25 protein-coding genes are annotated in these 23,681 nt (G+C 68.7%); 19 read left to right on the top strand and 6 right to left on the bottom strand.

Annotation, left to right across the window (positions count from 1 at the left end; genetic code table 11):
• Positions 1-4: 4 nt before the first annotated feature.
• The 4 genes from ACFQRC_RS11800 to flgB are packed head-to-tail and all read right to left on the bottom strand — an operon-like array spanning position 5 to position 2,705.
• Entirely contained in the window at positions 5-1,261 is a 1,257-nt protein-coding gene (locus ACFQRC_RS11800; protein WP_379961440.1) for a flagellar hook protein FlgE, read from the bottom strand.
• Positions 1,262-1,285: 24 nt separating this feature from the next.
• Positions 1,286-1,948, bottom strand: a complete 663-nt coding sequence (locus ACFQRC_RS11795; RefSeq protein WP_379961438.1) for a flagellar hook assembly protein FlgD — start codon at positions 1,946-1,948, stop codon at positions 1,286-1,288.
• Positions 1,945-2,349: a flagellar basal body rod protein FlgC gene (gene flgC / locus ACFQRC_RS11790; protein ID WP_379961436.1), complete on the bottom strand. Its 405-nt coding sequence runs from the start codon at positions 2,347-2,349 to the stop codon at positions 1,945-1,947. The genes ACFQRC_RS11795 and flgC overlap by 4 nt, the downstream gene beginning before the upstream one ends.
• A gap of 2 nt (positions 2,350-2,351) precedes the next feature.
• Entirely contained in the window at positions 2,352-2,705 is a 354-nt protein-coding gene (flgB, locus tag ACFQRC_RS11785) for a flagellar basal body rod protein FlgB (protein ID WP_379961434.1), read from the bottom strand.
• Positions 2,706-2,909: 204 nt separating this feature from the next.
• On the opposite strand from flgB, the gene ACFQRC_RS11780 reads away from it, so the two are divergent.
• The 11 genes from ACFQRC_RS11780 to ACFQRC_RS11730 all read left to right on the top strand — a co-directional run bounded on the left by ACFQRC_RS11780 (position 2,910) and on the right by ACFQRC_RS11730 (position 13,138).
• A complete protein-coding gene (locus ACFQRC_RS11780) occupies positions 2,910-3,587 on the top strand; it encodes a MotA/TolQ/ExbB proton channel family protein (RefSeq protein WP_379961432.1) in 678 nt (225 codons plus the stop codon).
• Entirely contained in the window at positions 3,584-4,051 is a 468-nt protein-coding gene (locus ACFQRC_RS11775) for an OmpA family protein (RefSeq protein WP_379961430.1), read from the top strand. The genes ACFQRC_RS11780 and ACFQRC_RS11775 overlap by 4 nt, the downstream gene beginning before the upstream one ends.
• A gap of 53 nt (positions 4,052-4,104) precedes the next feature.
• Positions 4,105-4,602 (top strand): flagella basal body P-ring formation protein FlgA, encoded by a 498-nt coding sequence (locus ACFQRC_RS11770; RefSeq protein ID WP_379961428.1) that lies wholly within the window; start codon positions 4,105-4,107, stop codon positions 4,600-4,602.
• A gap of 70 nt (positions 4,603-4,672) precedes the next feature.
• A complete protein-coding gene (flgM, locus tag ACFQRC_RS11765) occupies positions 4,673-4,960 on the top strand; it encodes a flagellar biosynthesis anti-sigma factor FlgM (RefSeq protein ID WP_379961426.1) in 288 nt (95 codons plus the stop codon).
• Positions 4,957-5,280 carry a hypothetical protein gene (locus ACFQRC_RS11760; protein WP_379961424.1) on the top strand — a complete coding sequence of 108 codons (324 nt, stop codon included), beginning with the start codon at positions 4,957-4,959 and terminating at the stop codon, positions 5,278-5,280. Before flgM ends, ACFQRC_RS11760 begins: the two co-directional genes overlap by 4 nt.
• Before the next feature lie 151 nt (positions 5,281-5,431).
• On the top strand, positions 5,432-6,274 hold the full coding sequence (locus ACFQRC_RS11755; RefSeq protein ID WP_379961422.1) for a transglycosylase SLT domain-containing protein: 843 nt from the start codon (positions 5,432-5,434) through the stop codon (positions 6,272-6,274).
• Between the two features lie 4 nt (positions 6,275-6,278).
• A complete protein-coding gene (flhA, locus tag ACFQRC_RS11750; RefSeq protein WP_379961420.1) occupies positions 6,279-8,381 on the top strand; it encodes a flagellar biosynthesis protein FlhA in 2,103 nt (700 codons plus the stop codon).
• The gene (locus ACFQRC_RS11745; RefSeq protein WP_379961418.1) at positions 8,378-9,199 is read left to right on the top strand and encodes a MinD/ParA family protein; all 822 of its coding nucleotides are present in this window, start codon (positions 8,378-8,380) and stop codon (positions 9,197-9,199) included. The genes flhA and ACFQRC_RS11745 overlap by 4 nt, the downstream gene beginning before the upstream one ends.
• Positions 9,186-9,917, top strand: a complete 732-nt coding sequence (locus tag ACFQRC_RS11740) for a sigma-70 family RNA polymerase sigma factor (protein ID WP_379961416.1) — start codon at positions 9,186-9,188, stop codon at positions 9,915-9,917. Before ACFQRC_RS11745 ends, ACFQRC_RS11740 begins: the two co-directional genes overlap by 14 nt.
• A 21-nt stretch (positions 9,918-9,938) precedes the next feature.
• Positions 9,939-12,320 carry a hypothetical protein gene (locus ACFQRC_RS11735; protein ID WP_379961414.1) on the top strand — a complete coding sequence of 794 codons (2,382 nt, stop codon included), beginning with the start codon at positions 9,939-9,941 and terminating at the stop codon, positions 12,318-12,320.
• The gene (locus ACFQRC_RS11730) at positions 12,320-13,138 is read left to right on the top strand and encodes a class I SAM-dependent methyltransferase (RefSeq protein WP_379961412.1); all 819 of its coding nucleotides are present in this window, start codon (positions 12,320-12,322) and stop codon (positions 13,136-13,138) included. The genes ACFQRC_RS11735 and ACFQRC_RS11730 overlap by 1 nt, the downstream gene beginning before the upstream one ends.
• Positions 13,139-13,204: 66 nt before the next feature.
• On the opposite strand, the gene ACFQRC_RS11725 is transcribed toward ACFQRC_RS11730, so the two are convergent.
• Together ACFQRC_RS11725 and ACFQRC_RS11720 are read right to left on the bottom strand one after the other, a co-directional pair.
• Complete coding sequence (locus ACFQRC_RS11725) at positions 13,205-13,921, bottom strand: CPBP family intramembrane glutamic endopeptidase (RefSeq protein ID WP_379961410.1); 717 nt, start codon at positions 13,919-13,921, stop codon at positions 13,205-13,207.
• Between the two features lie 419 nt (positions 13,922-14,340).
• Positions 14,341-15,165, bottom strand: coding sequence for a flagellin (locus tag ACFQRC_RS11720; protein ID WP_379961408.1), 825 nt, complete (start codon positions 15,163-15,165; stop codon positions 14,341-14,343).
• A 274-nt stretch (positions 15,166-15,439) separates the two neighbouring features.
• Between ACFQRC_RS11720 and ACFQRC_RS11715 the strand changes: the two genes are divergently transcribed.
• From ACFQRC_RS11715 to ACFQRC_RS11680, 8 genes are read left to right on the top strand one after another with little or no spacing between them, the layout of a single operon-like run.
• The gene (locus ACFQRC_RS11715) at positions 15,440-16,657 is read left to right on the top strand and encodes a sigma-54 interaction domain-containing protein (RefSeq protein ID WP_379961406.1); all 1,218 of its coding nucleotides are present in this window, start codon (positions 15,440-15,442) and stop codon (positions 16,655-16,657) included.
• 12 nt (positions 16,658-16,669) lie between these two features.
• Positions 16,670-17,023, top strand: a complete 354-nt coding sequence (gene fliE / locus ACFQRC_RS11710; protein ID WP_379961404.1) for a flagellar hook-basal body complex protein FliE — start codon at positions 16,670-16,672, stop codon at positions 17,021-17,023.
• Position 17,024: 1 nt separating this feature from the next.
• Positions 17,025-18,755 (top strand): flagellar basal-body MS-ring/collar protein FliF, encoded by a 1,731-nt coding sequence (fliF, locus tag ACFQRC_RS11705; RefSeq protein ID WP_379961402.1) that lies wholly within the window; start codon positions 17,025-17,027, stop codon positions 18,753-18,755.
• Positions 18,748-19,785: a flagellar motor switch protein FliG gene (gene fliG / locus ACFQRC_RS11700; RefSeq protein ID WP_379961400.1), complete on the top strand. Its 1,038-nt coding sequence runs from the start codon at positions 18,748-18,750 to the stop codon at positions 19,783-19,785. The genes fliF and fliG overlap by 8 nt, the downstream gene beginning before the upstream one ends.
• Positions 19,778-20,407 carry a FliH/SctL family protein gene (locus tag ACFQRC_RS11695; protein ID WP_379961398.1) on the top strand — a complete coding sequence of 210 codons (630 nt, stop codon included), beginning with the start codon at positions 19,778-19,780 and terminating at the stop codon, positions 20,405-20,407. The genes fliG and ACFQRC_RS11695 overlap by 8 nt, the downstream gene beginning before the upstream one ends.
• Positions 20,404-21,735 carry a FliI/YscN family ATPase gene (locus ACFQRC_RS11690; protein WP_379961396.1) on the top strand — a complete coding sequence of 444 codons (1,332 nt, stop codon included), beginning with the start codon at positions 20,404-20,406 and terminating at the stop codon, positions 21,733-21,735. The genes ACFQRC_RS11695 and ACFQRC_RS11690 overlap by 4 nt, the downstream gene beginning before the upstream one ends.
• Entirely contained in the window at positions 21,732-22,166 is a 435-nt protein-coding gene (locus tag ACFQRC_RS11685) for a hypothetical protein (protein WP_379961394.1), read from the top strand. The genes ACFQRC_RS11690 and ACFQRC_RS11685 overlap by 4 nt, the downstream gene beginning before the upstream one ends.
• Positions 22,163-23,671 carry a flagellar hook-length control protein FliK gene (locus tag ACFQRC_RS11680; protein ID WP_379961392.1) on the top strand — a complete coding sequence of 503 codons (1,509 nt, stop codon included), beginning with the start codon at positions 22,163-22,165 and terminating at the stop codon, positions 23,669-23,671. The genes ACFQRC_RS11685 and ACFQRC_RS11680 overlap by 4 nt, the downstream gene beginning before the upstream one ends.
• Positions 23,672-23,681: the final 10 nt, after the last annotated feature.

The following is a 23,681-nucleotide window of genomic DNA, read 5'->3' as shown; positions in this document are numbered from 1 at the left end:
CCGATCAGCTCCGGAGGTTCATGATCGACTGGGTCATCTGGTTGCCCGTTTCGATCGCCTTGGCGTTGGCCTGGAAGTTGCGCTGGGCGGAAATGAGCGCGACCAATTCCTCGGTGATGTCGACATTGGCGCGTTCGAGCGCGCCCGACTGGATCGAGCCGATGCCTTCCTCGCCGGGCGCAGCGATCACGGCCTGGCCGCTCTCACCAGTCACCGACCAGCGGGCGTCGCCGAGCTGCTTCAAGCCTTCCGGATTCGCGAAATTCGCCATGGCGAGCTTGGCGATCGCCTTGGTCTCGCCGTTGGAGAAGGTGGCGGTGACGAGGCCGTCCTCGCCGATCGTGACGTCGCTCAGCGACCCGGCGGCGAACCCGTCCTGCTCCAGCGAGCGCTGGGTGAAGGGGCCGGCGGCCTGGTTGGTGGCGCCGAGATCGAGCGTCAGGTCGAGCGGCGCCGACGCGCCGGCCGGATAGACCGGATCGAAGGTGACCGTGCCGGCGGGCAGGGTGCGGTTGCCGGCGGCGTCGAAGCGCAGGTTGACGGGTCCGGGCGTCGCTTCCTCCGAGCCCACGAACATGCGCGCCTGCCAGTTGCTCGGCGTACCGTCGGAGGTGCGGACATAATAAATGGTCGCGGGAATGCTGTTGCCGCTGCTGTCATAGACCGTCGTCTGGGTCGAATGATTGTAGCTGTTCGGATCGAGACGATCGAACGTGTAGGGGTTGGCGGCGGTGTAGGCGGGCCGGTTCGCGGGGACATCGGCGTTCGCCGGCAGCGAGACGGTGAGGTCGATGAGGCTGGTCGCGTTGGGCACGCCCGACGTCTGGGGGATCTGGATGTTGGTCGCGGCGGACAGGCCGCCGGCGGTGACATTGCCTTCGGGATCGACCGGCAGGCCCTGGACATAGCCGCCGTTGGAATCGATCAGGAAGCTCGCCGCGTCGGTCGAGAATTTGCCGTTGCGGGTGAAGGCGGTGTTGCCCCCGGTCAGGTCGTCGCGGGTGACGAAAAAGCCCGAGCCGGCGATGGCGAGGTCGAGCTCGCGCGAGGTCGCCTCGAAGCCGCCCTGGCTGAACTGCTGCTCGATCGACTTGAGGCGCGTGCCGTTGCCCGGCGTGGTGCGCGACGAGGAGATGATGTCGCCGAATTCCGTGCGGCTCTTCTTGAAGCCGTAGGAGCCGACATTGGCGATGTTGTTGGATACCGTGCCCAGTTCGGTCTGGGCGCCCTTGAGGCCGGAAAGCGAGGTGTAGAAGGACATGTGGGATACTCCCTCGGGTTGAAATCAGGAAAGGCGGAGCGCTTCTTCGGGCGACAAGGCCCCGAGCGCGGTGAGAAGCCTGGTCGCGCCGCCGCTGGCCGGCGATTGGATGCCGGTGACACTGGCCCAGGTGGCGGTGGCCGGAGTGGCGGCCTCGCCCTTGACGGTGGCGTTGACGACCATCTTGAGCGGGCCGGTGGCAACGGTCTCGCCGGCGGCATTCTTGCCGTTCCAGGCGAAGGGAACGGTGCCCGCCGGCTGCGCGCCGAGCTGCTCGGAATGAACGACCGCGCCGGTGGAATCGACATAGCTGATCGAGACGCTCTCGGCGCCGTCCGGAAGCGCGATTTCGCCCGCATAGCCGCCGTCCTTGCCGGGCGCGGCGACGTCGGAGGCGATGAGGACCGAGCGGCCGATCCAGCTGGCGGCGTCGGTCAGGCGGCCGGGCGTTCCCATGCCTTCGACCAAGGCCTTCAGGCTCTGGTTCATCTCGGCGATGCCGGCGACCTGGCTGAACTGCGCCATCTGGGCGACCATCTGGGTGTTGTCCATCGGGTTGAACGGATCCTGGGTGGTGAGCTGGGTGGTCATCAGCCGCAGGAAATCATTCTGGTCCATCGCGCCCGGCGCCTTGGTCGCCGTGGGCACGCCCGAAAATTGGGTCGCGGTGTCGGTGATCGTCGTCATTGGCCGAGCCTCAAGGTGTCGAGGGTCAAAGTCTTGGCGGTCTGGAGAACCTGGACGTTGTTCTGATACTGGCGGGCGGTCTCGACCATTTCGACCAGCTCGGCCGCGGCATCGACGCCGGCTTCCCAGACATTGCCGTTCTCGTCGGCGAGCGGGTGGCCGGGCGCGTGGCGCATCACCGGCTCCTTGTCCGCCTGGACGACGCGGTCGACGGCGACGGTGGCGACGCCCTCCCCGTTGCCGACGGTGCGGAACACCGGCTTCAGGGCGCGGAAGGCGTCTTCCTTGGTGCCCGAGACGGAGCCGGCATTGGCGAGGTTCGACGCGGTCGTGTTGAGCCGCACCAATTGGGCGGACATGGCCCGGCCGGCAATGTCGAAGACGGAGAAGGGCTTTTCCATCCTTATTCTCCCTTGAGCGCGCGCTTGAGCGTGCCGATCCGGCCTTCGAGGAAGGCGAGGGTGGTGCGATACTGGACCGCATTTTCGGCGAAGAGGGTCTGTTCGGTCGACAGCTCGACCGTGTTGCCGTCGAGCGAGGGCGTCACCGGCACGCGGTAGGCGACCGAATTGTCGACGGCGGCGTCGGTGCCGCGGCCTTGGGTCGCGAGCTTCAGCGCCTTGTCGAAATCGATGTCGCGCGCCTTGTAATTGGGCGTCGCGGCATTGGCGATGTTCGAGGCGAGCATCGACAGACGCTGCGAGCGCAAAGCGAGCGCCGCGCCATGTATCCCGAAAAGCGAATGGCCGTCCGCCATCGTCGCAACTCCTCTAAACTATCGCCCGGGCCGGCCGTTAAGGCAGGAGGGCAGGTATGTCGGCGTCGCATCGTGCAATGGCCGTGCCAAATCTGCGCGCCTCGCGAAAAGGCGTGTCGGAAGCGGCTGTTGGCTGGAAGGCGGCAAAATCTTGCCGGCCCGGCGGCAAAGTCTTGCCGGTCGCGGAGCAGGGAGGCGTTAAGCATGTTCGAACTGGCGGCGCGCCTCCTCGACCCGATGGCGCTGCTGCTCGTCCTCGGCGGAACGGCGCTGAGCTCCGCCATGCGGGGGACGCGCGAGGATCTGGCGCGGGCGCTGGCGGCGCTCCGGCCGCTCTTGCGGGCGCGGCCGGCGGCGGACGCGATGGCGGCCCGCCGCTCCGTCCGCGAGATCGAGCATATCGCCGAGCAGAAGGGCATCGCCTGCGCCGATCATGTGCGAGGGGCCGGACCTTTCGTCCGGCGCGCGGCGCTGCGGCTCGCCGACGCCGCCAGCGCCGAGGATTTCGCGCGCTGGGCCCAAAAGGATGTGGAGGATCGCGCGGCGAGGCACGAAGGCGCGACCGCAATCTGGCGCGCCGCGGCGGAAGCGGCCCCGGCGATGGGGATGATCGGCACCGTTATCGGCCTCATCGGCATGTTCGCCGCGATGGACGATCCCGCCACGATCGGCCCGGCGATGGCGCTCGCCTTGCTCACCACGCTCTACGGCCTCATATTCTCCGCCGCCGTGGCGGGGCCGATAGCGGGCCGGCTGGAACGGCTCTCGATGGCGGAGCGGCGCTGGCAGCAAACGGCGCTGGCCCGGCTCGAGGCGCTGGCCCGGGCCGAAGCCTCGGTCACCACGGAGCAATGGCTGAAGCGGCGGGCGAGGGCGGAATGACGCGGTCCCCGGCCGCGCGCTGGGCGACGAGCTTCGCCGATCTGGCGCTGCTGCTGCTCGGCTTCTTCATTCTCCTCTATGCCGGGAAAGCCGACGTGCGCGCGGTGGCGGCGAGCGCGCGCGAAGCGTTGGGCTCCGACCAACCCGCTGCCGGTTTCATTCTCGACCGTCCAGGCGCCGCCTTGTTCGAGCCGGGCGAAGCCAGGCTGACGGACTCCGCGCGCGAGGCGCTGGTGGCGATCGGCAGGGATGCGACGCGCGACGGCAAGGCCGTGCGGATCGAAAGCCTCGGCCGCGATCCCGCCGCGCGCCGCTTCGACGGCTGGGAGCTCGCCGCCGCCCGCGCGGCGGCGGCGGCGCGCGCGGTACGCGAAGGCGGTGTGGCGGAAGAAAAAGTCGAGATCGTGGTGCCGGCGCGCGACGGCGATGGCGCGGCCCACCGCCTGGTTGTGCGGCTGGTATAGATATTTGGCACGGCTGTTGCTTCGATACCTCCCGAACCTATGGGAGCATCAGCATGGTGACGTTATTCCGACGCCTGGTCCTCGTGTCGGCGCTCTGCGCCGCGCCGGCCGCCGCGCAGGGATTCGAGGATCTCGCTGGCCTGGAGACGCGGCTCGTCGTGGCGCTCGGCGCCGGCATCGGCGAAGCCGGTGGGCCTTCGAGCCCGCTCGACCGCCGGCTGAAGCTCGCCGCCTGTCCCGAGCCGGTGATCGTGGAGGCGCCACATCTGGGCGCCGCGACTCTGCGCTGCGAGCCGCTCGGCTGGCGCATCCGCGTTCCCTTGACCCGCAGCGCCGCGGTCGCGGCGGCCGCGGCCGAGCCGGTCATCCGTCGCGGCGACCAGGTCGAGGTATTCGCCTTTGGCGGGACCTTCCAGGTCAGCACGCTCGCCGTCGCCGAAGAGGATGGCGCCGCCGGCGAACGAATCCGCCTTCGCGCCGACCGCAAGAGCGCGCCGATATTCGGCCAGGTGACCGAGGACGGCCGCGTTTCCGTCACGGGATTTAATTGATCGCGGCCGCTGCCGTTATAGAGTGCAGGTTGCGTGGGCGGGGTAAATATTGGCCCGGAAGGATGAAGCGATGATCGACGGTGTGGGAAAAAGCGGACCGGCAGGGCGGATCGACCTTGTGCGGACCTCTGTCGAACGAAGCGCCGCCTCGGCGAAAGCGGGCGACGGGCTCGGGGGTGACAGCGTTGCCGGCCTTTCCACTCCGGCCGCGGAAATGGCCGCGGCGGGCGCTCCGATCGATGCCGAGAAGGTCGCCGCGATCCGCGCCGCCATCGCCGAAGGCCGCTATCCGGTCGATCCCGACAAGATAGCGGAACGCATGATCGCGCTCGACCTGCCGTCGCGGGGCTATGCGTGACGCTTGCGTTGCTCGACAGGCTCCAGGCCTGCCACGAGGAACTGATCGGCGCGCTGGACGGCCCTGACGCCGCCGCGGTCGAGGCGAGCGTGGCTCGAATCCGCGACGCCGTCGACGAGCTGCGCGCCGCCGGCGGCGACCTGCTGAACGATCCCGGGAATAAAAGCCGCGCCGAGCATATCGCGAAGCTCGCCGAGGCCGCACGCGTCCGCGTCAATTTTCTGACGGACCTCACCCGCCAGCGCAGCGACGCGCTCGACGCGGCGCGGGGGCGCGAAGCCGCCGCCCTGTATGGCCGCGACGGGAGCCGCGGCCGCTAAGGCCGCTCGATCCGCACTCCCGTCATTCCCGCGAAAGCGGGAATCCCACTTCGTTACGCAAGGAGATTCCAGCTTTCGCTGGAATGACGGCGAGAGCCGCCCCCATCTGGCACGGCAGTTGCTTCTACTCCCCCGACCAACAGGGGGCGTCATGATTCCGACGGCAATGAGAGACGAGGTGAGCAACGCGCCGCAAGGCCGCGTCGGCAGCGCCATCGCCCGCGCCTCGGCTCGGACCGGGGTCGACTTCACCTATCTGCTCAACCAGGCCAAGGTCGAAAGCGGGCTTGATCCCAACGCCCGCGCGCGCACCTCGAGCGCGACCGGTCTGTTCCAGTTTATCGACCAGACCTGGCTCGGCACGGTCAGGAAGCATGGCGCCGAACATGGCCTCGGCTGGGCCGCCGCCGCGATCCGGCAGGGCTCGAACGGCCGCTACCATGTCGCCGATCCGGCGACCCGCCGCGCCATCCTCGATCTTCGCCGTCAGCCCGAGGCGGCGTCGGCGATGGCCGCCGAGTTCGCGTCTGACAACAAATCCTATCTCGAAGGCAGGCTGGGCCGCGCGGCCGAGCCGGTCGACCTCTATCTCGCCCATTTCCTCGGCGCCGGCGGCGCCAGCCAGTTCCTCCGCGCCCACGACGCCGCGCCCGGCGCGCCGGCGGCGGGCATCCTTCCCGCCGCCGCGCGGGCCAACCGCGCCGTCTTCTACAATCGCGACGGCAGCCCGCGCAGCTTCGCCGAGATACGAACGCGCTTCGCCTCGAAGATCGGTGGGGCCGCCGCGCCGCTGCCGCGCCCTCTGCCGGCGCAATCGCAATTTCCGGAGATACAGATGGCCGCGCTCGCGCCCGAAACGCAATCCGACCAGATACAATCCGATTTCCCGGCGTTGCGCATGGCCGCGCTCGCCCATCAGCCGCAGCCGCTGATCCGGCCTTCCCCTCAATATGCGCGGCTGGCCTATCTGATGCTCGCCCAGCTCGGAGGCTGACGCGATGGTTGCCCCCGCCGTGAACCGTATGCTCTGGATGAATGCCGGCAAGGGCGCGGTCCTGCCGATCGCCACCTTGATGCTCGTCATGCTGATGGTCGTGCCGGTCCATTCGACCGTCCTCGACATCGGCTTCATCGCCAACATCATGATCAGCCTGGCGGTGCTGATGGTCGCGCTGAACGTGGTGAAGCCGCTCGATTTCTCGTCCTTCCCGACCGTCCTCCTGTTCGCGACCCTGTTCCGGCTTGCGCTCAACGTGGCGTCCACCCGCGTCGTGCTGGTGAGTGGCCATGAAGGGCCCGACGCGGCCGGCCACGTCATCGAGGCGTTCGGGAGCATGCTGATCGGCGGCGATTACGCCGTCGGCCTGTTCGTATTCGCGATCCTGATGATCATCAACCTGGTCGTCATCACCAAGGGCGCGGGGCGCGTGTCGGAAGTCTCGGCGCGCTTCACCCTCGACGCCATGCCCGGCAAGCAGATGGCGATCGACGCGGACCTCAATGCCGGCCTGCTCACTCCCGAAGAAGCCAAGGCGCGCCGCCAGGAAGTTGCGACCGAGGCCGATTTTTACGGCTCGATGGATGGCGCCTCCAAGTTCGTGAAGGGCGACGCCATCGCCGGCGTGCTGATCCTCGTCATCAACATCGTCGGCGGGCTGGTGCTCGGCACGCTGAGCCACGGCCTGTCGCTCGGCGAAGCGGCCGAAATCTACGTGCTGCTCGCGATCGGCGACGCCTTGGTGGCGCAGGTGCCCGCTTTGCTGCTGTCGATCGCGGCGGCGTCGGTCGTCACCCGGGTCAACTCGCCGCTCGACCTTTCCGGCCAGATCAGCAGCCAGTTCGCCTCGAGCCGCGCCTGGACCCCGGTCGCCGCGATCCTCGCCTTCCTCGGCATCCTGCCGGGAATGCCGCACCTCATCATCCTGCCGGCGGCAGCCCTCGCGGGTTTCGTCGCCTGGAAACTCCGCAAAGCCAAGATCGCGGAAGACGCCGCGGCCGCCGTGGCTCCGGAGGCGCCGGTTTCGCCGAGCGTCATCGGCTGGGACGAAGTCAGCGACGGCGCCGCCTTGGGCCTAGAGCTCGGCTATGCGCTGATCGGCCTGGTCGACGAGCGCAAGGGCGCGCCGCTGATGACCCGGATCACCGGTATCCGCCGCCAGCTTTCGCGCGAGCTGGGCTTCGTCGTTCCGCTGGTGCGGGTGCGCGACAACCTCGCTCTGGGTCCCAACAGCTACCGGATCACCGTCGCCGGCGTCATCTGCGCCGAAGACGAGATCTGGCCGGAAGACCTGCTCGCGCTCGATTCCGGCGACCTGCTCGAACGGATCGAAGGCAAGATCGTCAAGGATCCGACCTTCGGGCTGGACGCGGTCTGGATCAATCCCTCCAGGCGCGCCGACGCGGTGGTCGCCGGCTATACAGTGGTCGATCCTTCCACCGTCGTCGCCACCCACCTGAACCAGATCGTCCAGTCCTCGGCCGCCGAATTGTTCGGCATGGACGAGGCGCAGAAACTGCTCGACGCGCTGAAGGAGAATGCGCCGCAATTGGTCGCCGGCCTGACGCCGCAGCCGCTGGCGCTCGCCTCGATCGCCGCGCTCTGCCGGTCGCTGCTGTCGGAAGGCGTGCCCTTGAAGGATTTCCGCCGCATCGCCGAAGCGATGGTCGACGCCGCACGCGAGGAGACCGACCCGGTCCGGCTCGTCGAGGCGGTGCGCCAGCGGATCGGCGCGCTGATCGTCCAGACGCTCGTGCCGGTGCGCATGCCGCTGCCGGTGCTGACGCTCGATCCCGGCCTTGAAAGCCTCCTCAACCAGGCGGTGCGCGCCGGCCCCGAGGCCAGCCATCCGATCGAGCCGGGCCTCGCCCAGAAGATCGTCCAGGCGGTCGGCGAGGTCGCCGGTCCGCTGCTTGGCGAGGCGCGGCGCTTCGCGGTGGTGACCTCGCCCATCGCCCGCCGCCCGCTCGCCCGCCTGCTCGCGCCCCACATTCCGGACGTGCCCGTCCTTTCGTTCCTGGAGATTCCCGATGGTAAGCCCGTGGAAGTGATCGCCGTCGTCGGCGGCGCCGTGTCGAAGCCGATGCTGGAGAATGCGGCATGATCGGGCGCCGCGAACGGAACGCCCGCGTCATCGCCGTCACCAGCGGCAAGGGCGGCGTCGGCAAGACCAACCTGTCCGTCAATCTCTCGGTCGCGCTCGCCCGGCTCGGCAAGCAGGCGATGCTGATCGACGGCGACATGGGCCTCGCCAATGCCAACATCCTGCTCGGCCTCAACGCCACCGCGACCATCGCCGACGTGCTCGCGCGCGACTGCGCGCTGGACGATGTCGTGCAGCAGGGCCCGTCGGGCCTGCGCATCGTCCCGGGCCATAGCGGCAGCGGCATCCTTCCCGGCCTCGACAAGAGCGACCGGCGTCGCCTCGCCGACGCCTTGCGTCCTTATGCGGCGACGCTCGATCATGTGCTGGTCGACACGGCGAGCGGCATCTATCCGGAATCGCTGAGCCTGGTCTCGGCGTCGGACGTGATCCTGCTTGTCCTCTCGGCCGAGCCGACGGCGTTCATGGACGCTTATGCCCTCGTCAAGGTGCTGGCGCTTGACCATGATTGCACCGCCGTCTCGGTCGTCACCAACATGGTCGACGACGACAATAGCGGACGGGCCTTGTTCCGCCATTTCAGCGAGGTCGTCCGGCGCTTCCTGCCCATCCAGCTGACGCATCTGGGCTCGGTGCCGCGCGACGACCATGTCCGCGAATCGGTGTTCCGCAAGCGTTGCTGCCTGGAAGCGTTCCCTGAATCGCGGGCGAGCGCGGCCTTCACCCGCATCGCCCGCGCCCTTTCCGACAAACCGATGCCGCCGACCGCCGGCGGCCACCGCTTCTTCGGCATGGAGGCCATGCATGGCGCTCACTGATCCGGGCGAGGTCGCCGTCACCTATCAGCGCAGGCCCGCGCGGCCGGCGCCGGAGGTGCTCGCGCGCGGCCATATGGCGCTGGTCCGCAAGATCGCCTGGCACGTCCATGGCCGGGTCTCGACCGCGATGGAGGTGGAGGATCTGGTCCAGGTCGGCATGGTCGCCTTGGTCGAGGCGGCCAACGCCTTCGAGGATCGCGGCCACGCTTTTTCGACCTACGCCACCATCCGCATCCGCGGCGCGATGATCGATCATCTTCGCCGTCACGCCACCATCTGCCGCTCGGCGATGGTCCGTCGCCGCGAGATGGCGGCGGTGCGGACGCGGCTGGAGACCCGGTTCGGCCGCGCCGCGAGCGACGCAGAGATGGCCGAGGAGATGGGGCTCGCCCCGGCCGATTATCGGTCATTGGTCGACGACACCCAGTCGCTCCGCCAGGAATCGCTCGACGACGTCTATTCGGACCAGTCGATGTGGTTCGCCGACGTCGAGGACCGCGCCGACACCGCGCTCGAGCGCAAGGGGCTCAAGGCCGCCATCGCCGCCGGCATCCGCACCCTTCCCGAACGCGACGCGATGGTGCTCCAGCTGTATTTCGTCGAGGAGATGAACCTCGAGGAGATTGGCGAGACACTCGGCGTCGGCGCCGCCCGCATCTGTCAGATCAAGAAGGCCGCGCTCGAAAAGCTGCGCGGGTCGCTCGCCGACTGGGCCTGATCCAATTCAAGGAAAGTCATCATGAAGGTTGTCGTTCGAGCCGCTGAACTCGCCTCGCTTCTGGACCAGGCGCCGGCGGGCTTGCGCTATTTGTCGCTCGATTGTTTCGACACGTTGATCTGGCGCAACGCCCAGGCCCCGCGCGACGTGTTCGCCGATTTGCCGGTCGCGGGCGGCGGCGTCGGCCCCCGCATGTGGGCGGAACAGCGCGCGCGCAAGGCGGCCAAGTTCAACGACCGCCGCAACGAAGTGTCGATCGAGGAAATCTACCGGCGGATGCACCCGTCGGCCGGGGAGGCCGAAATCCAATCCGCGGTGGAGATCGAGCTGAAGGCCGAGGCGCGCCATTGCTACGGCTTCGCGCCGGTGCTCGACCTGATGCGCGACGCGAAGGCGCGCGGCCTCGGCATCATCATCGTCAGCGACACCTATCTCAGCGAGCCGCAGCTCCGCCGCCTGATCGGCGAGGCCGCGGGCGAGGAGGCGCTCCGCCTGATCGACCGCATCTTCTGCTCATCGGAACATGGCTTGAGCAAGGGGGAGGGGCTGTTCAAGCCCGTGCTCCAGGCGCTGAACGCCGCGCCGGAAACGATCCTTCACGTCGGCGACAATATCAAGGCGGACCATGTCGCGCCCGCCGCGCTCGGGATATGCACCGCCCATTTCAGGCAGTTCGATGCCGCCTGCGAGCAGCGGCTGCGTCTCGAAGCGGCCGCCGCGACTGTGCTCGATCCGGCCACCCGCGCCGCTACCCCCACCTTTCAGCCGCACCGTCCGATGCTTTCCGTCCGCGAAGAATGCGACACGGTCTGGGCGCTGGGACATGACGTGATGGGTCCGCTGATGCATGCTTTCGCCGGATGGGTGAAGGACGAGGCGGAGGCGCTGGCCGGTCGCACTGGAAAACCGGTGCGGACATTGTTCGTCCTGCGCGACGGCCATCTGCCGAAGCGGGTATATGACGCGGTCTTTCCGGACGCGGCCACCGGCGCGATCGAAATCAGCCGCTTCACCGCGTGCCGCGCCGGCTTCATCGACGAGGCCGCGATCCGCGACTATCTTGCCTGTGCCGAGGAGCATGAACGGGTGGATGTCCTCGCCCGGCAGCTCCTGCTGACCGACCAGGAAGGTCGCAAGCTGGCCGGCGGCCGCACCGGCGCGGCCGCCCAGGAGACGTTCGGACGCGCCGCCTGCCAGCCCGGCGCCATTCGCAAGATCGTGACGCGCTCGGCCGGGTTCGCCGAGCGGCTGATGGCGCATCTGAGGGCGGCCGGCGTGCGCGACGGCGATGCCGTGATGCTCGTCGACCTTGGCTATAACGGCACGGTCCAGAATTTCATCGAGCCGGTGCTGAGGGACCGGATGAACCTCCACGTCGCCGGCCGCTACATGCTGCTCCGCGAAGAGGCGCAGACCGGCTACGACAAGAAAGGCTTTCTCGACGCCCGCCATTACGACCTGAAGACGCTGCACGCGCTGTGCGGCTGCATCGCCGTCATCGAGCAGATGTGCACGATCGCGCAAGGATCGGTGGTCGATTACACGCCGGAAGGCGAGCCGATCCGCAAGGCGGCGGGTCTGAAAGGCCTGCAGAACGACGCCCGCGACCGGATTCAGGACGCCTGCGTCGCCTTCGCCCGCGGATCGCGGACGGGCATGGTTCGACCGCCCGTCTCGGACGATGCCGAGGCCCGCCGCCGCATGGCCGGCGCCATCCTCGCGCGCCTGCTCTTCCTGCCGCAGGCGGAGGAGGTGGCGATCTTCGAGAGCTTCGACCACGACGTCAATCTGGGCACCAACGATCTCGTCAAATTGCTCGATATCGACGCCAGCGCCGACGGCCTTCGCCGGCGCGGGCTCTCCTATTTGAACGATGTCGGCCGCATGTATCTTCCGGGCGAGCTTCAGGCCCACGGCCTGCCGCTCAACCTGTCGCTGTTCAGCGTCAGCCGCCTGGGGCTCGACCTTCGCAGCAGCGACTTTGCCGCCCGAAGCGTCAGGATCCCGGTGATCCTCGCCGACGAGCGCGGGCAGGCCGCGATCGAGGTCGAGGCGCATCCAACCCATGACGGCTATTACATGGCCGCGATCCCGATCGGCGCCGCCCGCTTCACCGTCGGCGTCCAGCTTGGCGGCCTGTGCGAATGGGCGCAGATCGAGGATGCCCTGTTCCACGACGTGGAGGCGTTCGGGAAACCGGGGAAGAACGGCCTTTCCATCCCCGCGCGCCTTATCCACGAAGGGATGGAGGAAGCGGCGGGCGGCCTGTTCCGCTGCGGCGGCAATGCGCTGATGCTGGCGCCGCCGCCGGTCGGCACCGGCGACCGGCTTATGCTCCTGTCGCTCGTCTTTCGCCCCGTGCTGTGGCGCAGCCAAGCCAATGAAATGAGGAAAGCCGCCTGATGGCCAATCTGCTGATCCATTCGATGTCCGAATTTTCCGACATCATCCTCCAGGCGCTCGCCATCGCCGATGCCCGCGAGATCGTCGAGATCGGCGCCGAATATGGCGGCATGTCGGCGATGCTCGCGGATTTCGCGGGCGAGCGCGGCGGCCGGCTGACCAGCATCGATCCGGCGCCCAAGGCCGAGTTCCTGCAATGGGTGGCCGACCACGACCAGGTCCGCCACATCGCCCAGTCCAGCCTGGCGGCGTTCGACCAGCTCGCCGGCGTCGATGCCTGGCTGATCGACGGCGACCATAATTGGTACACCGTCTATCACGAGCTCAAGAGTATCCGCGCTTTGTGCGAGCGCGACGGCAAGCCCTTGCTCGTCTTCCTGCACGACATCGGCTGGCCATCCGGGCGGCGCGATCAATATTATGCACCGGACCAGATTCCGGCCGAGTTCCGCCACCTCCATGATTATGACGGAGGCGCGCTGCCCGGCATCGACCTGCTCATTCCCCATCGCGGCTTTCGCGGCATGGGCCAGTTCGCCTTCGCCATCCACGAAGGCGGCCCGCGCAACGGCGTGCTGACCGCGGTCGAGGATTTCGTCGAGGAGGTGAGGATGGACGGCGGGGGCATCGCCTTCGCCGAGATACCGGCGGTGTTCGGGCTCGGCATATTGTTCGACACCGGCGCCGAATGGGGCGACGCGCTCGCCGAGCTCGTCATTCCCTTCCACGAGAACTGCCTGCTCCGTTCGCTCGAGGAAAACCGCCTGCGCAACTATCTCGCCGTCCTCGACTGGCAGGACCGCGCCAGCCAGGGCTGATGCTCAAAAGGGCGGCCTTTAGACGATAATCGAAGGCGGCCTTTTCAGGCTGCGGTTTTCCGTACCTCACAACAATATCGATATGGCGTTCCCGAAATTGTGCATCGCGATGGGGAGCAGCAGGCTCCCTGTGCGCAACATCAGCCACACGCCGATGAGTGATGGAATCGCGGTCATCGCCATGACGAACGGGTCGAACGAGAACTGGCCGTCGGAGAAACCGAATGCGTGCGCCATGCCGAAGAGCAGGCATGACAGGATCGCGCCCCAGCCCCATTCGACGCCAAGGAAGCGCACGCGGCCGGCAAAGGCCTGGTAGAGAGCGAACAGCAATATTCCCCGATAGAATGGCTCTTCCTCCAGCCCCGGCATGGTAAGCTGGAACGCAATCTCTTCGCTGCTCATTGGGCCGCCGGAAAACGCGACCGCTATCCCCAGGAAGAATGCGCAATAGAGCGCCAGGACGGGCAAAGCTGCCTTGAGGCTCCCAGGCGCCTGCTTGAGGGTCAGCCCGACCCGGCGCCAGCCGAACATCGGAAGCGCGGCGATCGCGAGGGTCGCGGCCAAAGCGAGCAGCTTACCCTGCCAGTTGCGATCCAGGTCCGGCAACAGATTGGGCATCGCCCCGTAGAAACGGGTGAGCAGCATGTCGTTGATCACAACCAGGAGCGCGGCGATCAGCAGCCAGCGCGGGTTGAAACGGTCGCGGTCCTGAATGCCGATCAACCCGCCGACGAGCAGCAGGAGCAGCACGACCCCGGAAATCCCGATCAGGCCATTCACAGCTTTGTTCTCATGCCCCCGCCAAAACCCCGCCGACGTAGCTAGCGACAGGATCGACGGGTCGTCAACGATTGCTGTCAGCGGAGTTTGCCAAACGTCTTCACGGTCGAACGACGCTTAGGCACACGACTGTACGCGACCGGTAACTTCCTCGTCGATGCGCCATTGCCGCCCAGGCGTTGCCGGTGGCTGGCGGCGCGCGCACCGGGCAGTGCGCATCTGGGGCCGAGCCCTTCTCGTCATTCCAGCGAAAGCTGGAATCTTTTGCCTTCCAGGAAGTGAGATTCCAGCTTTCGCTGGAATGACGCTCAAAGTTGCGGATGCAGGCTTCGACTTTTGTCTGGCGATCCGCCCTTCATCAGACGCAAAAAAACCCCGCCGCGGGTGACCGCGGCGGGGCTCCTTGTCGTCCGCTCTACTTAGCGGAGCAGGCTCAGCACGCTCTGGGCGCTCTGATTGGCCTGGGCGAGCATCGCGGTCGATGCCTGGCTCAGGACCTGCGCCTTGGCGAGCTCGGTCGTCTCGGACGAGAAGTCCGTATCCTCGATCCGCGAACGGGCGTCCGAGAGGTTGGCGACGTTCGAGCTCAGGTTGTTGACCGTCGAGTCGAGGCGGCTCTGCGAGGCGCCGAGCTCGGCCCGGGTCGTGGCGGTGGCGGCAAGCGCGTCGGACAGAGTGTCCAGATCGGCGCCGGCGGCGGCAAGGCTGGTCACGTCGACGGCGAGCGCGTCGGTATAGTCGCCGCTGATGTCCGAGAAGTCGAGATCGACCGTGTCGGAGGCGTTGGCGCCGGTCTGGATGGTCACGGTGCCCGAGGTGCCGGCCGTTCCGTCGAACAGCTTGATGCCGTTGAACTCGGTATTGTCGAGGATGCTGGTGATCTGCGACTGGAGTTCGGTGACCTCAGCCTGGAGGTTGGTCTTGTCGTCGGCCGAATAGGTGCCGCTCGACGCCTGGACCGCCAGTTCGCGGATGCGCTGCAGCATGTTGCCGACTTCGCTCAGCGCGCCTTCCGCCGTCTGCGCCATCGAGATGCCGTCATTGGAGTTGCGGATGCCCTGGTTCATGCCGCGGATCTGCGAGCTCATCGAGCTGGCGATGGCGAGGCCGGCGGCGTCGTCCTTCGCGGAGTTGATGCGCTTTCCGGTGGAGAGACGCTCCATGGCGGTCTGCAGCTGGTTGTTGGCGACGCGGCTGCCGTTCTGGGCACGCAGGGCTGAAGTATTGGTGTTGATAACAGTCATCGGAATATCCTTTCCCGCTCAATCAAGGCGACCCGGTGGTTTCCCGCGGCTGCCACGGAACCAGTAACGGCGGGGTTCGCCGGGGCTTTAATCACAAAATTTCGGCGTCGGTTTCCCGACGCCCATCCCCGTCGGCCCTTTGACGCGCGCGAACGCGCCCCCGCGCGCCGCGCGCATAAAAGAGCCATTCGCCGGCTTGGCACGTGCCTTGCTTAAACAGGCGGGGGGAAGGCCGCTGACGAAAAGCCGGCGGCACTGCGATCGGGGGAAAAGAATGATCGGACTGAGCGAAAAGGCGGCGGCCGCCAATCCGGCGCTGGCCCGGTGGCTCGCCGGAGCCGGCCTGCCCTGCTGGCCGGTCTCGGCCACAGACGCGGCGAACGGCCCTCGCATTCTCGACAGCGGCGAAGCCGATATGGCCCGCGCTGGCGATCTCCTCATCGAATATGCGGACGGCGCGCCCTCGCTCACCGTCGGAAGCGCCGACCAGCCGTCGCGGCTTCGCTTCGGCTTCGACGACATGGCGTTCGGCCATGCCCTCGCCGCCGAGCTGGTCCGCCCCGCGCTCCGCCCCGCCTGCGGCGAGCCCGAAAGCGCCCGCCTGCTGGCGCTCGCCGAGCGGATCGCCGGCAGCGATGCCACCATCCTCATCCTCGGCGAGACCGGCACCGGCAAGGAAGGGCTCGCCCGCTTCCTCCACGCCGCCTCGCCGCGCGCCGACAAGCCGTTCGTCGCCGTCAATTGCGCGGCGCTGCCCGACACGATGCTCGAAGCGATGCTGTTCGGCCACCAGAAGGGTAGCTTCACCGGCGCCAGCGCGGAGGGCGAAGGCCTGTTCCGCGCGGCCAATGGCGGCACTTTGCTGCTCGACGAAGTCTCAGAGCTGCCGATCGCCCTCCAGGCCAAATTGCTCCGCGCGCTCCAGGAGAAGGAAGTCCTTCCGGTAGGCGCGGTGCGGCCCGAGCCGATCGACGTCCGCGTCATCGCCTGCGCCAACCGCGACCTTGCCGCCGAAGTGGCGGAAGGCCGGTTCCGCGCCGATCTCTACTGGCGGCTCAACGTCCTCCCGCTCCAGCTCCAGCCTCTGGTCCGCCGCCGGCTCGACATCCGCGCCATCGCGGCGGCCATCATCGTCCGCCATTCGCCGGAAGGCGCCGTGGTGCCGTGGCCGACCCAGGCCGCGCTCGAACGGCTGATGGCCCATGCCTGGCCCGGCAATGCGCGCGAACTCGACAACGTCCTCCAGCGCGCCATGCTGCTGCGCGAGGGCGACCGGATCGAGACCAGCGACCTCAGCATCGACGCCGTCACCGCGGCGAACGAAGACTCGCTCCAGCCGCTGACCCGGGTCGGCCGCACCGCCGAGGCGCAGGTCATCCGGGCCGCGCTCGACGCGACCGGCGGCCATCGCCTGCGCGCCGCTGAACGGCTCGGGATCAGCGAACGGACGCTGCGCTACCGCCTCGCCGACATGCGCGCTGCCGCGGCTTAAAGGGAATTCGCCATGACATCGATCGACAGCAGCCGGCTGCTCGCCATGCGCTCGGCCATTCTCGAACAGAATGAAGCCCTCCAGCGCGCGGCGGGAGCCGGCGCGGCGGGCGGCGCCGGCATCGCCGGGGCCGGTGAGACCAAGCCCGGCGGCTTCGGCGATGCGATGCAGAGCGCGCTGGCCGAGGTCAACGCGCTCCAGTCGAAATCCTCCGCCGTCACCGAAGCCTATGAGCGCGGCGAGACCACCGACATCGCGGCGGTGATGCTGGCCCGCCAGCACGCCTCGATCGGTTTCGAGGCGACGATGCAGGTCAGGAACAAGCTCCTGGCCGCCTACAAGGACATCATGAGCATGCCGGTCTGACATGAGCGAAATCGCCGCATCCCCGACGGATATCGTCGCCACCCCCACCCGGTCCTACGCTCCCTCGCGGAGCGGAGGTCTTGGCGGGACCGTCCTGCAATTGAAGGGGCTCGCCGCCCAGCCGGCGGTGGCCAAGGCGCTGCCGGCGATCATGCTGGTCGCCGTGCTCGGCATCGCCGCGATGCTGTGGATGGCGTTCAGCGCGCCTCCGGCGCGGGACCTCTTCCACGGCCTGCCCGACGAGGACAAGGCTGCGGTCGCGCAAGCGCTCCAGTCCGCCGGCATGGCCTACACGATCGATCGCGAGACCGGCGCCCTGTCGGTGTCCGAGACCGATTATCACCAGGCCAGGATGCTGCTCGCCTCGCAGGGCCTTCCCAAGAGCGCGCCCGATGGCGACGCCCTCCTCAGCAATTTGCCGCTCGGCGCCAGCCGCGCGGTCGAGGGGCAGCGCCTGCGCGGCGCCCGCGAGCTCGACCTCGCCCGCACCATCGAGGCGATCGACGCAGTGCAGAGCGCGCGCGTCCACCTCGCCGTCGAGGCCCAGAGCGTGTTCCTCCGTGATCGTTCGGAGCCCGCCGCTTCGGTGATGCTGCGCCTCGCCTCGGGCCGTGCCTTGAGCGACGCCCAGGTCCAGGCCATCGTCCATCTCGTCGCGTCCTCGGTGCCCGGCCTCGCGCCCGACGGCGTCTCGGTGGTCGACCAGAATGGGCGGCTCCTCTCCAGCGCCGGCGGCGACGGCCTCGCCGATGCGTCCAACAAGCAGATCGCGGTGCAGAGCCGGATCGAGGAACGCTACCGCGAGGCGCTGACCACGCTTCTCACGCCCATCGTCGGCGAAGGCAATTTCACTGCCGAAGTCCATGCCGATGTCGATTTCACGGAGACCCACGCCACGCGGGAGGGCTTCCCCAAGGAGGAATCGGCGCTGAAGGCCGAGGAAGGCGCCTGGACGGCGGCCGTTCCCGAGCCCGCGGCGCAAGGCATTCCCGGCGCGCTTTCCAATGAGGCGCCGGCCGCCGCGACGGTCGCCGCCGCGCCCGGCGAGGAGATCGCCGCCGACGCCGCCGACACCGCCGGCGCGACCGCGATGGCCGAGACCGCCAAGCGCACCGAAAATTACACGCGCAGCTTCGCCGTCGGGCGCGAGGTCTCGGTGACCCGTCAGCAGCCGGGGCAGGTGAAGCGCCTCTCGGTCGCCGTCGCGCTCAAGAATCCGGAAGGGGGACGGCCGCGCAGCAAGGAGGATCTCGCCGCGCTGGAAGCCCTGGTGAAGGGCGCGGTCGGCTTCGACCAGGCGCGCGGCGACGTCGTCGCGCTCAGCGCCCGCAGCTTCGCTCCGGTCGAGGAAGCAAGCGCGGCCTGGTGGCAGGCCGGCTGGGTGGCCATGCTCGCCCGCAACCTCACCGCCTTGGCTCTCGCCGCGCTCGTCATCTTCGGCATCGGCCGTCCGCTGCTGCGCAAGGGCGGCGCCGCCCTCTCCAGGCGGGCCGAGACCGCCCAGGCCGGGAAGAAGGCGATGGGCGGAGAGATAGCCGCCGCCCTCGCCATCCAGGCGCGCGACGATCCCGAGGGCATGGTCACGCTCGGCATGATCGAAATGGCCCCGACCTACGAGGCCCGCGCCGCCCTTATCCGCAACTTCGTCCGCCAGGATCCGGCGCGAGCGGCGCTCGTCGTCCGCGACCTGATCCGCGCCGACACCCAGACGGGAACAGAAAAAAATGGCTGAGGCCGATCCGGAAATCCCGACCCCCGAAGCCGCGGTCAGCGAGCCTAAGGGGAGCGAAGCCGCCGCCATCCTGCTGATGCTGCTCGGCGACGAGGAAGCGGCGGATATATTGAGCCGGCTCGATCCCAATGATGTCCAGCATCTGGGCAGCGCGATGTTCGGCGTCGCCGACGTCAGCGAGGACCAGGTGGAAAGCGTCTTCGACCTGTTCCTCAGCAAGGCCAAGGCGCGGACCACGATCGGCTTCGGCGCGACGCCGCGCATCCGGGCGGTGATGCAGCATGCGCTGGGCGCCGAACGCGCCGAGACGGTGCTGGCGCGGATCACGCCGCCGACCCGCAGCCGCGCGCTCGACGCATTGCGCTGGATGGACGCCAAGACGATCGCCAGCCTGGTCGCGATCGAGCATCCGCAGATCGCCGCTCTCGTGCTCGCCCATCTCGATGCGCCGATCGCGGCCGACGTGCTGCAATTGCTTCCGGCCGACATGCAGTCGGACGTCATCTATCGCGTCGCGACGCTCGAATCGGTGACCGCCGAAGCGCTGGAAGAACTCGAGCGCATCCTCGTCCGCGAGGTCGGCCGCGCCTCGCCGCCGCCTGCCGCGCCGCGCGGCGGCGCCAGCGAGGCAGCGAAGATCATGAACAATACGCGCCCCGGCGCCGACCAGCGGATCATCAAGTCGCTGGCCAAGGTCGACAAGCGCCTCGCCCAGACGATCGAGGAGGAGATGTTCATCTTCGACAATCTGCTGGAGCTGGACGAGAAGAATCTCGGCATCCTGCTGCGCAACGTCGAGAACGAGATATTGGTCGTCGCTCTCAAGGGCGCCAACGAGACTTTGCGCGACAGGATGTATGCCTGCATGTCGAGCCGCGCCGCCCAGTCCGTCCAGGACGAGATCGCGGAAAGGGGGCCGATGCGCCTCACCGAGGTGCTGGACGCGCAGCGCGAGATGCTGGCCATCGCCCGCCGCCTGGCCGACGCCGGAACCTTGATGCTCGCCGGCCGGGGGGACGATTATGTCTAACCTTTGGCCCCGCGAATATGCGGGCTCGGCGGCCAGCGTCGGCAGCTTCGCCATCGACCGCGACCTTCCGATCTTCACGCCCTGGGGCTCCACGGCGGAACCCTCGCGGCCGGCGAATGACGGCGGCGGGGATGAGTCTCCGGAACGGGATGCGGCGGCGCTCCACGCCGACAGCTTCGCGCAAGGCTTCGACGCCGGACGGCACACGGTCGAGATGGAGCTCGCCGCCGAGCGCGACGCCATCGCGCGGCTGGCCGAGCGGCTCGAAACGCTTCGCCCCGAGCCTACCGGGGCGCTGGCCGCCTTGCTCGCCGAGACGGTCGAGAGGCTGGTCCGGCAGATTGTCGGAGAGGTGGAGATCGACCGCGGGCTCCTCCAGCAACGGGCCGAGGTCGCGGCCGCGCTCATCGGCGAGGATGTCGAGCCGTCCAGGCTCAGGGTCCATCCCGACGACGTTTCCCTGCTCGACGCCGCGCGCATTCCGGTGCCGGTGATCGGCGATCCGGCGCTCCAGCGCGGCTCGATCATCCTCGACACCGGCGACGGCTGGATCGAGGACGGGCCCGCGGTCCGCCTCGAACGGCTGCGCGCCGCGCTCGACTCCTTCGGGTCGGATTCATGACGGGTTCCATCGCGGAGCAGGCGCGGGCGATGCTCGGCGGCATCGAGCTGTCCGAGGATCGTCCGCGCCAAATCGGCCGGCTCGTCGCTTATGACGGGCTGATGCTCGAAGCGACCGGCTTCGGCCGCCCGATCGGATCGGGCGCCAGGGTGATCGCTTCGGACGGGCGCGCCGCCCGCGCCGAAGTCGTCGGCTTTCGCGGCGACCGGACCTTGCTGATGGCGCTGGACGGCGACGCCGCCCATGCCAGCGGCGCGCGCGTCGAGCCAGACAGCGGCGGCGGCATGGCCGATGTCGGGCCGGGCCTGCTCGGCCGCGTCGTTGACGCGCTCGGCGCTCCGCTCGACGGCCTGGGGCCGATCGCGGTCACCGAGCGCTGGCCGCTCGCCGGCCGCCCCGGCAATCCCCTGGACCGCGCGCGGGTGACCCAATCCTTCGATATCGGCGTCCGCGCCGTCAACGCCGTGCTCACCGCCGGCGTCGGCCAGCGCGTCGCCATCATCGCCGGCTCGGGCGTCGGCAAATCGGTGCTGATGGGCCAGATGATCGCCGGCGCCGAAGCCGATGTCGTGGTCGTCGGCCTGATCGGCGAGCGCAGCCGGGAAGTCGCGGATTTTCTCGCCACCAAGCTTCCCGGCGCCGTGCGGCAGAAATCGGTGGTCGTCGCCGTGCCCGCCGATCATGCGCCCCTGCTGAGGCTCCGCGCGGCGATGCGCGCCACCGCCATCGCCGAATATTTCCGCGCCAAGGGCTTGAAGGTGATGCTGCTGATCGACAGCCTGACCCGCGTCGCCCACGCGCAGCGCGAGATCGGCCTGTCGCTCGGCGAGCCGCCGACCGTGAAGGGCTATCCGCCCTCCGCGCTCGGCCTCATCCCGCGCCTCGTCGAGAGGGCTGGAGCCGACAGCCGCACCGGCGGCTCGATCACCGCGCTCTACACGGTGCTCGCCGACGGCGACGACACCGATGACCCGATCGTCGATTCGGCGCGCGCGATCGTCGACGGCCATATCATCCTGTCGCGCTCGCTGGCCGAGCAGGGCGTCTATCCCGCGATCGACATCGGCCGCTCGCTGAGCCGGGTGATGGCCGACGTGGTGACCCCCGAACATGCAAGGGCCGCGGCCGCGCTGCGACGCATCTGGTCGGCCTATGAGGAAAATCGCGACCTCATCCTGATGGGAGCTTATGCCGCCGGCGGCGATCCTTTGATCGACGACGCGATCGCGCGGCGCGGCGACCTGCTCGCTTTCATCGGCCAGGCCGCCGGCGAAAGGATCGCGTTCGACGCCTCCGTCTCCGCCCTGATCGAGGCGTTCGGACCATGAGCGGCAATCTTCGCCAGCGCGCGCGAATCGTCCGCGTGCGGCGCGTCCAGCACGATCTCGCGGCCGCGGCGGCCAGCCGCGCGGCGGCGGAATTGAAGGCGCTTGAGAGCAGCGAGGAACGGCTTCGGCTGATCCGCAACGGGCTCGGCGCCGGGCGGGGCGACGCGTCCGGAGCCGCGCTGGCGAGCATCGGCGAGCTGGCGATGCGACTCGACCGCGCCCGCGAGGGACTTGGCCGGACGATCACCGGCGCCAAGGTGCAGGTGGCGGCGCGCGAAGGCGTTCGCATCGCGGCCCGACGAGACCAGGAAAGCGCCGAACGGCTCGAAGAGAAGGCCGCGTCCGCGGCGCGGCGCGCGGCGGAGCGGAAAAGACCCGCCCATCGCGCGCGGCACCCGCGGCTCGGCACGGATGGAGAAGGGCAATCATGATGGCTATCGGACCCAAGACCGGCCTTGCCGCCAATCCGCTGGAAATCGGCCCGGTGGACGGCGCCGCTCCGGCGGGCGCGGGCGAGATGTTCCTTCAGATCATGGCAGGCGCGGCGCAGCCGTTAACCCTCGAAGAGGGCGGGAAAGCGCCGCTGGAGGTGCCGGCGGATGCCGAAATGCAAGAAACTTTAACCATAAAAACCTTTCATAAACTTTTGGACGCCAAATCAGGGGACGGGGAGCCGGAAAAGGCCCCGGGGGAGGACGCGTTGAGCAACGAGGGCGCCGGATTGACGGTCGGACAAGCGGAGGTGCTGGCACCTTCGTGGACGACGGCGCCGATGCCCTCGCCACCGCCGACGATCGCCGCCACTGGTGGTCAGCCGCCGGCGACGGTAGCGAACGCCGAGGCATCGCAGCCTCAGGCCGTTGCATCGAACGGCGTGTTCACCGCGCCGGCCCCTGTGACGCCACAGGCCGAGATCGCCGAGGCCATAGCGTCGCCTGAGGCGGGGATTGCCCAGACTATTCGATCGCCCGAAACGGCGTCCGTCCCGGCGCCCGGGACCCCGGTTTCTGAAACGTCGGTCGGTCAGCCGGCCGCCGCCAATCCGCTCGCCCGGACACCGAAGCCGGCTCGCGAGGCCCTGCCGATTGCACAGGTCCGCGCGGCGCTGCGCGGAGCCTCGGCTCCCGTCGCGATTGCCTCCGGGTCGACCGACGCCGCGTCGGCCGACGCCGTGAGCCCGCGCGTGCCTGGCGCCGCTACCGACCAGCAGCCCGGCGCGAAGCTCGCCATGCCCGCGCCTGCCGTGGGCAAGGCGCGCGGTTCCATCGAGGCCGCGTCGCCCAAAACGCCTTCGCTCGAGCCGAAGGACGCGCCGGTCGCAGGCGCCGAGACGCCGGCATCCGCCGATCCCGTCCCGGCGGAGGCGCACCCCGCTCCACCGGCACCGGCCAACGCTTCCATCCTCGGCATTTTCTCCACTCTGGTTCAGCCGGCCCCGGCGGAGCAGGCCGCGCCCGCCGCTACCGCGCCGGCAACCGGACAGCCCGGAGAGGTCCAGGATGCGATGGTCGAGCAGCATCTCGACCTGGCCCATGAAGGCGAGTGGCTCGACCGGCTGGCGCGAGACATCGCGCGCTCGTCGGGCACCGAGGGAAGCCTCCGCTTCCGGCTCAATCCCGAGCATCTGGGCTCGCTCCATGTCGAACTGAACCAGGGCGCCGCCGGCGCATCGCTGCGGCTGACCGCCGAGACCGAAGCCGCCCGCGCGATCATCGCCGACGCCCAGCCGCGCCTCGTTGCCGAAGCCAGGGCGCAGGGCGTCCGCCTCGCCGAGACCCATGTCGATCTCGGCGCCAACAGCCATTCCGCCGCCGGCGAGCAGCGTCGCCAGGGCGAGGAAAGACCGCAGTCATGGGTGAGGACCGCCGGAGGAAGGGCCACCGAAGCCGGCGATCCGCCGCCCCAGTCCACAACTCTCTCCGAACGCTACGCCTGAGGATAATGAC

The sequence above is a fragment of the Enterovirga sp. GCM10030262 genome (assembly GCF_042666435.1).
In the GTDB taxonomy this organism is placed as follows: domain Bacteria; phylum Pseudomonadota; class Alphaproteobacteria; order Sphingomonadales; family Sphingomonadaceae; genus Allosphingosinicella.
Note: the sequence above shows the minus strand (reverse complement) of the source record. Positions and strands in the feature narration are given on the sequence as shown.